The sequence below is a fragment of the Paucisalibacillus globulus DSM 18846 genome (genome assembly GCF_000482485.1).
Lineage (GTDB): Bacteria > Bacillota > Bacilli > Bacillales > Amphibacillaceae > Ornithinibacillus > Ornithinibacillus globulus.
This window is the reverse complement of the sequence record NZ_AXVK01000001.1, coordinates 541,406-555,617: the sequence shown is the minus strand read 5'-3', so window position 1 is coordinate 555,617 and position 14,212 is coordinate 541,406. Positions and strand designations below refer to the sequence as shown.

Sequence of the window (14,212 nt, the reverse complement as noted above, 5' to 3'; positions counted from 1 at the left end):
ATTCTCCCCTCTAGCTAACGATTTTAGCAATCTGTATAATATGTTCAGACTCTTTTAATTCTAGTAAAATATCATCCGCAACATTTTGGTCAGTTTCAATTACCATTAACGCTTCTTTACCAACATCTTTTCTATTTACTTCCATATGACCGATATTTATTTCATATTTTGCTAATATTTTCGTGACGGATGCAATTGCACCAAAGCGATCGTTATGCATAATTAGAATTGCTGGGTGGTTACCAGATAGTCTTAATGCGAAACCATTTAATTCGGTTATTTCCACTTTTCCTCCACCAATGGAAATACCAACTATCTCCAAACTATCCTCTTCATCACCTATAATAAGTCGAACTGTATTAGGGTGATCAGTCTTTGAACTATCTTCAAAAAATTCTATATGAATTCCTTCCTCTTTAGCTATCTGCAAAGCTTTACTCATACGTGTATCTTCTGTTGGAAAACCTAATAATCCTCCAGCTAATGCAAAATCCGTACCATGGCCTTGATACGTTTTAGCAAATGAACCATACAAATGTATCTTAGCCCACTTTGGTTGTCTTCCAAATAAATTACGTGCTGCAAGACCAATCCGTGCAGCACCTGCTGTATGTGAACTTGATGGCCCTACCATGACAGGACCAATAATATCGAAAACGGAATTATATTTCATTCTGACACCGCCTTATGTTTTCAAAGAAATTTTGACGCCTATTGTAAATTATAACAAAAACTACTATAATAATCATTTGTGGATTATAGATTTTTAGATTTAATTTGATTATGTATATAATCGGGTGGGAGAGGGATAAAGTAATTTGAGGAGATTCAATGCCTAGATTATCAAAAAACGATAAGACATCTTATCGCAATGAAATAATTGCTGGTATTATTGGTTACCTAACAACTGTCTATATTGTTGTTGTTAACGGATCTATTTTAAGTGAAGCAGGTATCTCACTTGAATCGGGTATGATGGCTACCATTTTAGCAAGTTTTGTAGGGACCCTTATCATGGGATTTTTCGGTAAATTACCATTAATTTTAATTCCTGGAATGGGCATCAATGCATTATTTGCTTATTCCATCGTTCAAGGAAATGGGCTTAGCTTTCAGGAAGGTCTTGCTGTTGTTTTAATAGCCTCTTTTCTATTTTTATTAACTGCCTTTACCAAACTGGGAATTCTTTTAAAGGAAGCTATTCCCGACTCATTGAAACATGCAATTAGTGTTGGACTCGGGTTTTTCTTAATATTAATTGGTTTGGAGAAAAGCGGTTTAATAACAAGTGGTGAAAATACAATAATTGCGATTGGTGACTTTTCTTCACCAGTAATTCTTGTAAGTTTGATTACTTTATTTGTTGCGATCTTTTTATTTGTAAAAAATGTACCTGCAAACTTTCTAATTACAATGATAATTGGAACTGTACTTGCCTATTTATTTGGTATTATAGAAGTTGGTAAAAAAATAAATAGTTTTTCAAATGATTTAATTTTCATTCCTTCATTTACTGCAATAGATGAACTATCCTTTTGGCTTGCAGTATTTCCATTGGCAATGATATTAATCTTTGAAAACATGGGCTTATTAAATGGTCAACTTGGAATGCTTGGACGAGAAGAGTCTTATAATAGCAGTTATAAAACGACTGCAATATCATCTCTGACTTGTGCATTTCTTGGAACATCACCGACTGTTTCAGCTGCAGAAAATGCTGCTGTTATTGCTTCAAAGGGAAAAACTGGTCTTACTGCTATTATAGCGAGCATTCTTTTTTTAGGAACAATATTTGTTATTCCATGGATTACAATGATTCCTAATGTAGCAATCAGCCCAATACTAATTATTGTTGGATTTCTAATGGTGCAAAACATTAGATATATTCCATTAGATAATATATCGGAAGCTATTCCTGCTTTCTTAATTATCGTAATGATTCCATTTACGTACAGCATTGCTGATGGTATGGCTTTCGGATTCATCGCCTACCCTATCGTTAAACTTGCTTTAGGGAAACAGAAAGAGTTATCCGTAGCAATTGTCATTATTTCATTATTGTTTATTTGTGATTTTGCATTAAAAATAGCTGGTATATAAAAAGATTCGCCTTTATTTGAGGGCGAATCTTTTTTTACAGTATTATATCTAAAAGCTGAATTCTAAAAAATGATTTACTTAGAAGAATATTCTTCCTCCCAAACCTGATTAAGTACTTGCTGAAATACCTCAACTGGCTGTGCACCAGAAACAGCATACTTATCAACGAAGACAAAAAAAGGAACACCTTGTACACCAACGGAACGAGCTTCCGAGAGGTCCTGAGACATTTGATCTGTATACTCTTTGCTTTCCATGATTTTCATTACTTCTGCACCATTTAATCCCACTTCTCCTGATAACCGTACGATTGTTTCTGTTTCACTTAGAACTTCACCTTCTGTGAAATGCGCACGATAGAAACGATTGAAAAATTCATTTCCTTTTCCTTGCTCTTTTGCATATTGAAATACTCGATGTGCGTCATAAGTACTTGAAAGTTTAGCCTTATCGTAATTAATTTCAACCCCAGAAGCTTTAGCCATTTCTATAACTGGGTCTAGCATAGACTTGGCCTGTTCTAACGGAATACCTTTCATTTTAGAAAATGTTTCTGCATAACCTTGACCAGGCACATATTTTGCATCCGGCATCAGTAAGAAGCTTTTATATTCTACCTCAACCTCATTAACATGTTCAAAACTCTCCAATGCTTGATTAAGATGAGATTCTCCTATAAAGCAGAAAGGACATACAAAGTCTGACCAAATTGTTATTTTCATTCTTTTCCCTCTTTCTTTTGGTTTACTGGCCCACAAATACCAGTATTAATATCGCAAATAAATCCTGAGGAAGTGTCTAAATCAATACTTTTTAATTTCTTTAACGTACTCAGGTCTTCCAATTTTTCTCTAGAATCCTTTTTCTTATTTGACGATGTTGCAGGTTGAGTCTGCTTGTCTTTCAACATCAATAACTCCTCCTTTTCCCTTATCCATGATTATAGAGGAAATCTCCTACGCATTCTAATAATTGAACTGGCCATTTCATTATAATATTCTTATCCAAGTTCCATTAAGAAATCCAATTTCATCAAAAAAGGACAAAATAAAAGACCAAATCTAAAAGTGATTTGGTCCAATACTAGTTTTTCTATTTATAAAAATTTGAAATACCAACTGAATTATTCTACAGAGAAAATATAGGAGTAAATAGGTTGATTTCCATTGTGAATTTCGATTTCTACGTCTTCATATGTTTCTTCTACGTAGCTAACTAATTCATTTATTTCGTCTTCTGTTACGCCTTCTCCTGAAAGAATGGTTAAAATTTCATCGTCTTCAGTGATTAAATCATTGAATAGCTGTTTGACAGCCTCAAGCCGATCCTTGTGAGTTGTAACTATCTTACCATCTGCTATACCCATGAAGTTACCATTCTCAATCGAAATTCCATCAATTTGAGTATCTCTAACTGCATAAGTAATTTGCCCAGTTTTCACAAGTGAGCTTGCTTCAGTCATATTATTTTTATTCGTGTCTAGGTCTTCCTCTGGATGGAATGCTAATAGTGCACTTATACCTTGAGGAATAGTTTTAGTAGTAACAACTGCTACATTAGCTTCAGCTAGTTCTTGAGCTTGTTCAGCTGCCATTACAATATTTTTGTTATTCGGTAAGACGATAACGTTTTTAGCGTTAGCTTCTGCAATTGCGTCTGCAATATCCTGTGTACTAGGATTCATAGTTTGTCCACCTTCAATCACAACTGAAGCACCAAGACTTTCAAATAACGTCTTAAGCCCAGAACCCATTGCGACCGTTACAATACCATATTCAGCCTTTTCTTTTGGTTTGTCACTGTTCTTTTTATCACCAACGATAGCTGTATGCTGTTCGCGCATATTTTCAATTTTCATATTGATTAGACTACCGTGACGTTGACCTATGGTTAACACATTTCCAGGATATTCTGTATGAACATGAACCTTTACAACTTCTTCATCAGAAACAACTAGTAAAGAATCACCATGTTCACTTAACTCATTTCGGAAAGCTATTTCATCAAAAGGATTTTCTTCTAGTTTTTCATCATCAAATTTCACCATAAATTCTGTACAATAGCCAAATTCGATATCAGATGTATCCATGAAATCTTGTGCAGATCGATGATGTTCAGCGTTAACCATTTCATCCATTTCAACTATATCTGAATCCTCAGGAAGTTCCTCACCTTTTAATGCTGCTAGAAATCCTTCATAAACCGTCACAAGACCTTGACCACCTGAATCCACTACTCCAACTTCTTTTAATACAGGTAATAGATCCGGTGTTCGTTTTAAGGATGCTTTTGCTTCTTGTAAAACTTTTTCCATCATTACAACAATATCATTTTCAGTGTCAGCAATTTCTACTGCTTTTTTAGCAGTATCTTTTGCTACAGTTAATATTGTTCCTTCAACAGGTTTCATCACAGCCTTATAAGCTGTTTGTACACCAGAATCAAAAGCAATCGCCAAATCTTTTGTAGTCAAAGAAGATTTCTTATCCATTCCTTTTGCAAATCCTCTAAAAATCTGAGAAAGAATAACACCAGAATTACCGCGTGCCCCCATTAGTAAGCCTTTTGAAAAAGCTTGAGCAACCTCAGAAATGTTTTCAGATTTGTTTTTCTTAACTTCATTAGCACCTGATGTCATTGATAAATTCATATTCGTTCCAGTATCACCATCTGGTACTGGAAACACATTCAGTGCATCAATTTTCTTGGCATTATTAGTTAAATGGTGTGCTCCAGCAAGCACCATTTGTGCGAATTTAATGCCTTCAAGCTTTTGTACTGCCACAATAGTTCCTCCCTTTAAACAGGCGTGCAAAAATTAATCTTTTGCAACACGTACTCCTTGTATGTAAATATTCACGGAATCAATTTCAAGCCCTAATGTTTTACTTAGTGTATATTTCACTTGAGATTGCACATTATTAGCCACTTCAGATATTTTTGTACCGTAACTAACAATTATATACATATCGATATGTAATGAATTGTCTTCCTGTCTTACCACTATTCCTCGAGAATAATTTTCTTTACGAAGAATTTCAGCGATACCATCTCTGATTTGACTTTTGGATGCCATACCTACAATACCGTAGCATTCGACAGCTGCGCCACCTGCTATTGTTGCAATAACTTCGGTTGTTATTGTTATGTGACCATCTTTTGTATTCAATTCAATGGACATTATTATCCTCCTTTAAACTTCTTCATCTTAAGGATATTTTACTACAAATCATTTACTTTTGCACTTAACACTCTTAGCGTTATCAATTAGTTTGCTTGTAATAATCATGGTGTGTAATCCTTTAATGTCAAGAGTTAACAAAGATTTTGCCTCTTATAACAATGCACGATTCTATTCATTCTGTCAAGTGATATTTCTTTGCATACTTATTGCAATCTTTCTCGACATGTGTTAAATTGTATAAGTATTAATTTGACTTATGTTAAGAGTAGGAGGGATTACCATGGCAAGAAAATGTGTTATTACTGGGCGTAAGACTAATACTGGAAACCAACGCTCTCACGCTATGAATTCCAACAGACGTAAATGGAAAGCTAATGTGCAAAAAGTCCGTATTATGGTAGATGGAAAACCACAACGTGTTTATGTGTCTGCACGCGCACTTAAATCTGGTAAAGTGGAACGCGTATAATATATACTCAGGATCATTTTACTGTATTTACATTAGTTATTAGCTAAAAGCACCCATCCTAAACAATGGGTGCTTTTTTCTATGGTTTGATTATATTGAAAGATTGATCACTGAATTAGGCGATTGATGAATAGAAGAACAATAAGACCAAATATATTTCTTAAAAAGGATCTGCTCGAAGTATTTGTTGCTTCTTTATTTTCGTAGTTGATGGAAAATGCGACGTAACTTAACTTATTAAATGAAGTACGTGGGTTTCCGTATAAATTTACAGATTTCCTGTGTTGAGGCCTCAAGGTGCGAGAAGCCATGCGCCCGATTCGGGAAAACATGAACCCTCTTAAACAGTACATGCGCCCGTTTCAGGAAAACATGAGCCCTCTTAAAGAAACATGCGACCAATTCGGGAAAACATGGGCCCTCTTAAACAAAACATGCGACCAATTCGGGAAAACATGGCCCTCACAGCCAGAGCATGCGACCGATTCTGGAAAACATGAGCCCTCTTAAACAGAACATGCGACCAATTCGGGAAAACATGGCCCTTACAGCCAGAGCATGCGACCGATTCAGGAAAACATGGGCCCGAATTATGAAAACATAGTCCTTGTTACTTCACACTCTATACAAATTGTGTACTTACCAATTAGAATACGGTCTCGGTAAAATGGTAAAAGCAACAACCCGTACAAAAAAAGAGCTTCTGCCAGTAAATGACAAAAGCAAAAAATCTTACTTATCTTTCTTAAAAATCCCAATCACTACACGAACAAATCCTCCAAGAACTCTAGGGAGCTTAATAGTATAAAATTTCATAAGTTCGCCCTCCTCCATTTACAAACACGATTACATGAATCGTCTAATTAACCACGACTCCTTACAACTAATACTATGCCTTCTTCAAACGAAAAAGTACCATTATTTGATATTAGCTTGTTTGAAATAGAGAGTGTAGAACCCATATTAATCGTCGCATTTATTAATGGATAATAGAATCCTGTAAGTGTTAAGCCCTTTACATCTTTTGTAATAGGGATAAAGGAGACTGTAGGAAAATTATCATCATTTTCTATTGTGTATAAACCAGGATAATGAAGTTCAAGCTGATTTTTATTATCAATAATTACTCCAACAATATTATTAATTAATACTTGTTCTAACAACTGAATATTAACTAATGTGTGATCCAATCTACCTCCAGTTACTCCAAAAAAGTAAATGGTAGAGGGCTTTAAAGATATTGCTTTTTGTATTGCCAATTCTAAATCAGTAAAATCTTTTTCAATCTCATATTGGTCAATACTTTTAGCTAGCTTTTTAATAGTGGCTAGTTCTTCTGTGGTAACAGAATCAAAGTCACCGATTGCATAATCCAAGTTATTTTTTGTTGTTAGTATAGAAAGAGCCCCCTTATCTGCTCCTATCCATATATCAATTTTTTCATGATATAATGATAAATCAGGAATGAGATAAGCAGGACCATTTCCAACAATGCCGACTGTAACCATTCAGATCACCTATTGTTTAGCAGCTTGTCTTATATCTAGAATTGCTTTTTTTCTGTCTTCTTTATTATAAACAGCACTCCCTGCAACTAACACATCGACTCCAGCATCCGTACAAGCTTTTGCTGTTGATACATTAACTCCACCATCAACTTCAATTTCAAATGAAAGTCCACGTTCTTTTCTCCAAGTTGCTATTTGTTTTATTTTTTCTAATGTTTGTGGAATAAAGGACTGTCCACCAAAACCAGGATTGACTGTCATGATAAGAACTAAATCAACATCACCTAAACAATCACGAATCATTTCAACTGGTGTCCCTGGATTTACTGCAACCCCTGCTTTTGCTCCGGTTGATTTAATTAATTGAATTGTTCTATGAAGATGAACACTTGCCTCTTGATGAACAGTAATGATGGATGCTCCTGCTTTAGCAAATTCAGGAATATATTGATCTGGATTTTCAATCATTAGATGAACATCTAATGGTAATGAAGTTACTGGTTTAATTGCATCCACAATTAATGGTCCAATTGTAATGTTAGGAACAAAATGTCCATCCATTACATCTACATGGATATAATCCGCTCCACCATTCTCTACATCTATAATTTCTTCTCCCAGCTTTGCAAAATCAGCTGATAATATGGAGGGTGCTATTTTAACCATCTTAATACCTCGGCTTTCTTGATTGTATTTCTTCCAAAAAACTAATGTAATGGTCATAGCGATATTTTGGAAGTTCATCTTTTTCTGCTGCGTCTTTTACTGCACACTTTGGTTCTTTCGAGTGTAAACATCCTCTAAACTTACAATAATCTTTTAACTCTCTAATTTCTGGAAAACAATCCATTAATTCCTCTGCATTGATTTCATTAAAATCTAACGCACTAAATCCAGGTGTATCTGCCACTAATCCACCATTAACTTCAATTAATTCAACATGTCTGGTTGTATGTTTTCCACGACCCAAACTCTTGGATATATCTGCAGTTTTTATTAATGCATCAGGACTTATCGTATTTATAAAGGAAGACTTACCAACACCAGACTGCCCAGCAATAACCGTAACTTGATTCTTCATATAACCCTTAATTCGGTCCATTTCTTGCGGTTCTTTAGCTGAAAATAATTCAACTTTATAGCCGATAGCTTCATAGTCGGCTTGATATTCTTTTAATGTTAATAACTGTTCCTCTGTAAGTAAGTCCGTTTTAGATAGAAAAATAATAGGTGTTATTCCTTTTGCTTCAATTAATACTAAAAATCGATCAAGTAATGTAGTACTAAAATCAGGCATTATCGCTGAACTTACAATGATTGCCTGTGTAATATTAGCGATTGGAGGACGAATTAATTCATTCGTCCTTGGTTTAATTTCAGTAATATACCCTTCTTTTTCCTCACGTATATCAAAAGATACAAAATCACCCACAAGTGGGGTAATATTCTTTTTACGAAATACACCTCTACCTTTGCACTGAAACAAATCATCTGCTGTTTGGACATAATAGAACCCACTTAAAGCTTTTACAATTCTGCCCTCCGGCATTTATTCACCTTCTTCATTCAAATGGAATAGTTTTATCGATAAGAATCTCATCATCACGCATAACTTTATAACGACCTTCAGATCCCTGTTCAATTTTTAATGTTATCGTTATCGTTTCATCTTTTGTAATTTTATATTGCTCAGCTACAATAGAAAAATCTTTATTATCATAGTCTTGAATATAAATATTGACTATTTGAGGCGGTAGTTCTTTATTTTCTTGCTCATCCTCGCTACCTTCTCCATTATCTGGATCAGGTTCATCATCTAGTGTATAGTTAACGTCAAATTCGAAAGTATATTGATTAACGGGTAATTTTTCCGGTCCAATTGATATATATACATCAATGATATCCCCTTCATTCATTTCCGTATTAGCACTTGGGTCTTGACGAATAACCATACCTTCAGGAACCGTATCAGAATTTTCCTTAATAGGATGCATCTTTAGTCCTAATGACTCCAAATGTTTTTTAGCTTCATCCTGTGTCATTCCATAAAGATTATCGAGTTCTATAGGTTCCTTGCCTTTACTAACTTCAAAGATAACTTTTGCTTCTGCAGGGATTACTTCCTCACCTTCCACTGGTTGAACTTGTCTTAAAATTTCTCCAGCTGGCTTTTCGGATGAAAATTCCTCATATGCGACAATATTGTCTTCATCATAACCCTTTTCTATTAATAAGCGTTTGATTTCGTCAAACTGTCTTCCAACATAATCATCAAATGGGATCTTCTCTTTTCCTGTACTTATATAAACCGTAACAGTTTGTCCTTCTTTTACTGTTCGTTCTGGTTTAGGATCTGTCTTTACAACTTTTCCTTCCTCCATCTCCTCTGAGGGTATATCTTCTCTTTCAACTTTCAATCCGATACTTTCTAATTCATCTTTAGCTTCACTATACTCATACCCTATAACATCTGGAATTGTAACATCCTTTGGCTTAGTAAGTGCTGGAACGACAAATACCAATACTAAAGTTAGTGATAAAAGAACTAATAGAACAATAGAAGTAATAAGTAGTTTTTTATTTTTTTTCTTCTTTTTCTTCTTTTTATCCTTTTTATCCTTTTTCTTCTTTTTGTTTACAGAATCTTTTTGAGTTTGTCCATTGCTACCCACTTTTTTTGTTTCTGCATTTGCTTGATGAATAATTGTATCTTGGTGAATGTTTTCAAGCTGACTCTCCGTAATAATAGGTATTGCCTTTGTTTCTTCTCCCACTTCGGTTGGTGGAAAATATTTTGGTTCGTCTATTTTTTCCGGTGAAAGCGCAACTTCCAAACTTTCTTCCATTTCATAAACAGTATTAAAACGATGAAATGGGTCCTTTGCTGTTGCCTTTAGAACAATGTTTTCAACACTTTGTGGTACATCAGGACTAAATCTTCTCACAGATGGTGTATCACTTTGTAAATGTTTTAATGCAATGGAAACCGGTGACTGTCCTTGGAAAGGCAAACGTCCAGTTAACATTTCAAAGAGAACAATACCTAATGAATAGATATCAGACTTCTTAGTAGCCATTCCACCCCTTGCTTGTTCAGGGGATAAATAATGTACAGATCCTAATATTGAGTTTGTTTGAGTGAGTGATGTGGCACTTAATGCAACTGCAATTCCAAAATCCGTAACTTTTATATGTCCATATGTATCAATTAATATATTTTGTGGCTTAATATCCCGGTGAACAATGCCATTTTCATGTGCATGGGCAATAGCAGCAGTCATTTGCTTCATAATTTCAATTGCTTCTGGCACATCAATTGGACCATAACGTTGGATAAATTCCTTTAGTGTCATCCCATCCACGTATTCCATCACCATGTAAAGGATTTGTTCTTCTTCTCCCACATCGTAAATGGTTACGACATTTGGATGCGAAAGACTTGTAGCAGATTGGGCTTCTCGATCAAATCTTGCAATAAATTCTTCATCATTCGCATATTCTAAACGAAGTACTTTAATAGCTACTTGGCGATCTAGAATGATATCTTTCGCAAGATATACGTCAGCCATTCCACCTCCGCCAATTTTTTCTTTAATACGATAGCGTTCGTTTAGTAAATGACCATTTAGCATGAAGACTCACCTTCTTCCACATTCGTTTCATGCTGTAAGATTACAAGCGAAACATTATCCTCCCCACCACGCTCATTTGCTAAGTCAACAAGGCTTTGTCCAATTTCTTTAATATTGGTAGCGGATTTCATATATTCAGCCAATTCATCATCTAGAACTTTATCAGTTAATCCATCAGAACATAATAATAGTTTATCTCCATCTTCCCAAGAGATAGTTTGGATGTCAGGTTCAACTATTTCCCCAGTACCAAGTGCTTTAAGGACAACATTCTTCCTAGGGTGTACAAGTGCATCATCTTTTGAAATTTGTCCTGTTTGAACAAGCGCGTTAACCAGTGTGTGGTCTTCCGTTAATTGTTTAAAGCTAAAATTATTATATAAGTAACATCTACTATCTCCAATATGGGCAACAGTAATAAACTCTTCCGTACAAATAGCAACGACAATGGTTGTACCCATGCCTTGACATTCCTCATTCTCTACTGAATGCTGATATATTAATTTATTTGCTTCAAGTAAAGTTTGTTTTAGCCATTTCTCTACCGCTTCCGGTGAATCAAATCCTTCATTTTCATTCCATTTCTTTTCAAAGGCGTTGGTAGCCATCATACTAGCTACGTCTCCAGCTTGATGCCCTCCCATACCATCCGCAATAATAGCTAAATATTGACCATTTGCACCAGCTAATATTCCACCTGAGTCTTCATTATGAATTCGAACTTGACCACGATCTGTAAAAAAATGTCCTTCCATTTCTATCACCCCTAATCCTAAAGCAATACTTTTTCGTAGGTAGGTACGTAACAAGTCCTTCCTACCCTAAGTGCAACATAGGCATTTTCCTAAAGGTATGCACTAATCAGCATAAGGTTTCTTAAGAAAAATAAAATTCACTTTCGGAGAATCCCTTAACGAATACCAATTTTACTAATATAAGTATTACACAATTCACCAAATAAGAATATCTTTTTCTGGTAATTCCCCATACTTTTCTACTAGTTTATTCATGCTTTTAGGAATTTCGTAACAGTCTAGTTAAGAAAAAACCATCCGTTTGAAAATCTTGCGGGAAAAGTTGCAATCCAAACGGAGTAATACCTTTTGAAGTCCTTAATTCAGTAGGCAACTCTTCGAAAAAGTTCTTATCTACTTGAAAATTCTTATTGTCTTTTAGAAATTTCTTTATGACTGCTTCATTTTCTGCAGGATCAACCGTACAAGTACTATAAACTAACAACCCATCTTGCTTAAGTAATGGAGAAATTGTGTTTAAAATATCTTGTTGAATTTCAGAAAGTCTTTTAATATCCTCTTCTTTTTTATTATACTTTATATCTGGTTTTCCTCGCATGACGCCTAACCCTGAACATGGTGCATCTACTAAAATGCGATCAAAGTATTCCGGTGTATACCGGTCTGATAAATTCCTAGCATCCATTGCCTCTGCATTTATAATAGAAATATTCAAATCCTTGGCTTTTTCATTGATTAGATTTATTTTTTTCTTATGTATGTCATGTGCGTATATGACACCTTTATTTTGCATTTTCTCAGCAATATGAGTTGCTTTACCCCCAGGCGCGCTACATGCATCTAAAACAGTAAAATCTGGATGTGCATCAATCATTTCTCCAACTAGCATGGAACTTTGATCTTGGATGGTGATACTTCCTTTTTCAAACAAAACCGATTTTAAAATATTACCGTGTTCAATAATAATACCTTGCTCTGAAAAAGCAGATTCAGATACCTCATACCCTTCACGCTTTAACTGTTCCATCGCATCATCCCTTGAAATTTTCAAGGGTTGTACACGTACTGAAATTGGTTTATGACTTAGATTTGCCATACACATTTCTTTCGTTGTTTCATAGCCATAATGTTCTATCCATCTTTTTACTAGCCAATCTGGATGACTAGTTTCAATTGCTAGACGTGTAACTGGGTCCTCAATTCCACTTGTACTAGGGACTCCATTTCGTTGAATATTTCTAAGTACTGCATTAACGAGAGATGCAATACCCTTATGTCCTCTTTGTTTTGCAATCTCAACACCCTCATGAATAATCGCATGATCGGGTACTTTATCCAAATAAACCATTTGATAAACAGACATTCTAAGAAGCATGTAAACCCAAGGTTCTAATTTTTTCTTTTGATTAATAAAAGAATTAATAAAAAAGTCTAGCGTCATCTTTCGCTGAATTGTTCCATAAACGATTTCTGTTAATAACCCCTCATCTTTTGGAGAGATATGTTTCGACTTAATTTCATGATTTATTAATAAATGACTATACCCGCTATCTTGTTCAATACGAAGTAATATGTCTATTATGGTATTTCTAAGAAGATATTTGTTCATTTATTATTCACCCATTTTGCTACCAATTTTTATACGATCGCTCGAGCCCTGTAAATAATCCTTCACAGTCATTCGTTTCTTTCCAGCAGGTTGAATTTCAGTGATGCGGATTCCTTTATGATTACCACAAATTACAATAAATGCTTCATCATCATCTTTAGCAGTAATTACCCCTGGCTCCCCTTTATATTCCTCTTCAACCGGCTCGCCCCACCATATCTTCATATTTTCATTTTGATAAGTAGTAAATGCTACCGGCCAAGGATGAAGTCCTCTTATTTGATTGTAAATTTCAATGTTTGATTTATTCCAATCAATTTCTTCCTGTTCACGTTTTATATTAGATGCAAATGTAGCTTTAGAATCATCCTGTTTAATAGGTGTTAATTCTTCTGCAAACAATTTAGGCAGTGTTTCCATTAATAAATCCGCACCAACTGTAGATAGTTTATCATGCATAGACCCTACATGATCTTTTTTCTCAATTGGAATACTTTTTTGTGTAAGAATATCACCAGCGTCCAATTTTTCAGCCATATACATAATCGTAATTCCTGTTTCATCTTTGCCTTGCATTATCGCATAGTGAATTGGCGCTCCACCTCGTAGTTCGGGAAGGAGTGAAGCATGAACGTTTATACAGCAGTATTTAGGCCCTTCTAAAAGTTCATTAGGAAGGATTTGCCCATAAGCAGCTGTAACAATAATATCTGGATTATAATTTAATATTTCTTGGTACTCATGACGAATCTTTTCCGGTTGAAAAACAGGAATATTATGTATTTCTGCTTCCACTTTAACTGGAGGAGGAGTAATTACTTTCTTTCTACCTTTAGGCCTGTCCGGTTGAGTTACGACTAGTACCACTTCATATTCGGATTGAACTAACTTATTTAAAATAGGGGCAGAAAAATCTGGAGTCCCCATAAAAACTATTCGTTTCATTTAATAGCCT

The 14,212-nt window shown here is 35.0% G+C and carries 15 protein-coding genes; 2 read left to right on the top strand and 13 right to left on the bottom strand.

All coding sequences use genetic code 11. The annotated features are described in order from the left end of the window. Window positions 1–10 precede the first annotated feature (10 nt). Entirely contained in the window at window positions 11–673 is a 663-nt protein-coding gene (sdaAB, locus tag K332_RS0102885) for an L-serine ammonia-lyase, iron-sulfur-dependent subunit beta (RefSeq protein ID WP_026906080.1), read from the bottom strand. Window positions 674–831: 158 nt separating this feature from the next. Between sdaAB and K332_RS0102880 the strand changes: the two genes are divergently transcribed. Continuing rightward, window positions 832–2,100, top strand: coding sequence for an NCS2 family permease (locus K332_RS0102880; RefSeq protein ID WP_026906079.1), 1,269 nt, complete (start codon window positions 832–834; stop codon window positions 2,098–2,100). Between the two features lie 74 nt (window positions 2,101–2,174). Here K332_RS0102880 and K332_RS0102875 read toward each other — a convergent pair whose 3' ends face one another. The 4 genes from K332_RS0102875 to K332_RS0102860 all read right to left on the bottom strand — a co-directional run bounded on the left by K332_RS0102875 (window position 2,175) and on the right by K332_RS0102860 (window position 5,281). Continuing rightward, on the bottom strand, window positions 2,175–2,822 hold the full coding sequence (locus K332_RS0102875; protein WP_026906078.1) for a DsbA family oxidoreductase: 648 nt from the start codon (window positions 2,820–2,822) through the stop codon (window positions 2,175–2,177). Further along, a complete protein-coding gene (locus K332_RS0102870) occupies window positions 2,819–3,010 on the bottom strand; it encodes a hypothetical protein (protein ID WP_026906077.1) in 192 nt (63 codons plus the stop codon). The genes K332_RS0102875 and K332_RS0102870 overlap by 4 nt, the downstream gene beginning before the upstream one ends. Before the next feature lie 213 nt (window positions 3,011–3,223). Continuing rightward, window positions 3,224–4,885 (bottom strand): DAK2 domain-containing protein, encoded by a 1,662-nt coding sequence (locus K332_RS0102865; RefSeq protein WP_026906076.1) that lies wholly within the window; start codon window positions 4,883–4,885, stop codon window positions 3,224–3,226. Window positions 4,886–4,918: 33 nt separating this feature from the next. Then, on the bottom strand, window positions 4,919–5,281 hold the full coding sequence (locus tag K332_RS0102860; protein WP_026906075.1) for an Asp23/Gls24 family envelope stress response protein: 363 nt from the start codon (window positions 5,279–5,281) through the stop codon (window positions 4,919–4,921). A 283-nt stretch (window positions 5,282–5,564) separates the two neighbouring features. On the opposite strand from K332_RS0102860, the gene rpmB reads away from it, so the two are divergent. After that, window positions 5,565–5,753, top strand: coding sequence for a 50S ribosomal protein L28 (rpmB, locus tag K332_RS0102855; RefSeq protein ID WP_026906074.1), 189 nt, complete (start codon window positions 5,565–5,567; stop codon window positions 5,751–5,753). Window positions 5,754–6,485: 732 nt separating this feature from the next. Here the strand turns inward: rpmB and spoVM are convergent. The 8 genes from spoVM to fmt form a co-directional block, all read right to left on the bottom strand. Next, the gene (gene spoVM, locus K332_RS21865; RefSeq protein ID WP_036687879.1) at window positions 6,486–6,569 is read right to left on the bottom strand and encodes a stage V sporulation protein SpoVM; all 84 of its coding nucleotides are present in this window, start codon (window positions 6,567–6,569) and stop codon (window positions 6,486–6,488) included. A gap of 47 nt (window positions 6,570–6,616) precedes the next feature. Next, window positions 6,617–7,261, bottom strand: a complete 645-nt coding sequence (locus K332_RS0102840) for a thiamine diphosphokinase (protein WP_026906072.1) — start codon at window positions 7,259–7,261, stop codon at window positions 6,617–6,619. A 9-nt stretch (window positions 7,262–7,270) separates the two neighbouring features. After that, window positions 7,271–7,927 carry a ribulose-phosphate 3-epimerase gene (gene rpe, locus K332_RS0102835; RefSeq protein WP_026906071.1) on the bottom strand — a complete coding sequence of 219 codons (657 nt, stop codon included), beginning with the start codon at window positions 7,925–7,927 and terminating at the stop codon, window positions 7,271–7,273. 1 nt (window position 7,928) lies between these two features. Further along, window positions 7,929–8,810: a ribosome small subunit-dependent GTPase A gene (gene rsgA, locus K332_RS0102830; protein ID WP_026906070.1), complete on the bottom strand. Its 882-nt coding sequence runs from the start codon at window positions 8,808–8,810 to the stop codon at window positions 7,929–7,931. 13 nt (window positions 8,811–8,823) lie between these two features. Further along, the gene (gene pknB / locus K332_RS0102825; protein ID WP_026906069.1) at window positions 8,824–10,893 is read right to left on the bottom strand and encodes a Stk1 family PASTA domain-containing Ser/Thr kinase; all 2,070 of its coding nucleotides are present in this window, start codon (window positions 10,891–10,893) and stop codon (window positions 8,824–8,826) included. Next, on the bottom strand, window positions 10,887–11,648 hold the full coding sequence (locus K332_RS0102820) for a Stp1/IreP family PP2C-type Ser/Thr phosphatase (RefSeq protein ID WP_026906068.1): 762 nt from the start codon (window positions 11,646–11,648) through the stop codon (window positions 10,887–10,889). The genes pknB and K332_RS0102820 overlap by 7 nt, the downstream gene beginning before the upstream one ends. Before the next feature lie 259 nt (window positions 11,649–11,907). After that, window positions 11,908–13,257 carry a 16S rRNA (cytosine(967)-C(5))-methyltransferase RsmB gene (gene rsmB, locus K332_RS0102815; RefSeq protein WP_026906067.1) on the bottom strand — a complete coding sequence of 450 codons (1,350 nt, stop codon included), beginning with the start codon at window positions 13,255–13,257 and terminating at the stop codon, window positions 11,908–11,910. Window positions 13,258–13,260: 3 nt separating this feature from the next. After that, window positions 13,261–14,202 (bottom strand): methionyl-tRNA formyltransferase, encoded by a 942-nt coding sequence (gene fmt / locus K332_RS0102810; protein ID WP_026906066.1) that lies wholly within the window; start codon window positions 14,200–14,202, stop codon window positions 13,261–13,263. Window positions 14,203–14,212 lie beyond the last annotated feature (10 nt).

Bases quoted from the DNA above. Each gene is read 5' to 3' on its own strand.
- rsgA (WP_026906070.1), bottom strand. From the start codon at position 8,810: ATGCCGGAGGGCAGAATTGTAAAAGCTTTAAGTGGGTTCTATTATGTC.
- spoVM (WP_036687879.1), bottom strand. From the start codon at position 6,569: ATGAAATTTTATACTATTAAGCTCCCTAGAGTTCTTGGAGGATTTGTT.
- pknB (WP_026906069.1), bottom strand. From the start codon at position 10,893: ATGCTAAATGGTCATTTACTAAACGAACGCTATCGTATTAAAGAAAAA.
- rpe (WP_026906071.1), bottom strand. From the start codon at position 7,927: ATGGTTAAAATAGCACCCTCCATATTATCAGCTGATTTTGCAAAGCTG.
- K332_RS0102820 (WP_026906068.1), bottom strand. From the start codon at position 11,648: ATGGAAGGACATTTTTTTACAGATCGTGGTCAAGTTCGAATTCATAAT.
- K332_RS0102870 (WP_026906077.1), bottom strand. From the start codon at position 3,010: ATGTTGAAAGACAAGCAGACTCAACCTGCAACATCGTCAAATAAGAAA.
- fmt (WP_026906066.1), bottom strand. From the start codon at position 14,202: ATGAAACGAATAGTTTTTATGGGGACTCCAGATTTTTCTGCCCCTATT.
- K332_RS0102875 (WP_026906078.1), bottom strand. From the start codon at position 2,822: ATGAAAATAACAATTTGGTCAGACTTTGTATGTCCTTTCTGCTTTATA.
- K332_RS0102840 (WP_026906072.1), bottom strand. From the start codon at position 7,261: ATGGTTACAGTCGGCATTGTTGGAAATGGTCCTGCTTATCTCATTCCT.
- K332_RS0102860 (WP_026906075.1), bottom strand. From the start codon at position 5,281: ATGTCCATTGAATTGAATACAAAAGATGGTCACATAACAATAACAACC.
- rsmB (WP_026906067.1), bottom strand. From the start codon at position 13,257: ATGAACAAATATCTTCTTAGAAATACCATAATAGACATATTACTTCGT.
- sdaAB (WP_026906080.1), bottom strand. From the start codon at position 673: ATGAAATATAATTCCGTTTTCGATATTATTGGTCCTGTCATGGTAGGG.
- rpmB (WP_026906074.1), top strand. From the start codon at position 5,565: ATGGCAAGAAAATGTGTTATTACTGGGCGTAAGACTAATACTGGAAAC.
- K332_RS0102880 (WP_026906079.1), top strand. From the start codon at position 832: ATGCCTAGATTATCAAAAAACGATAAGACATCTTATCGCAATGAAATA.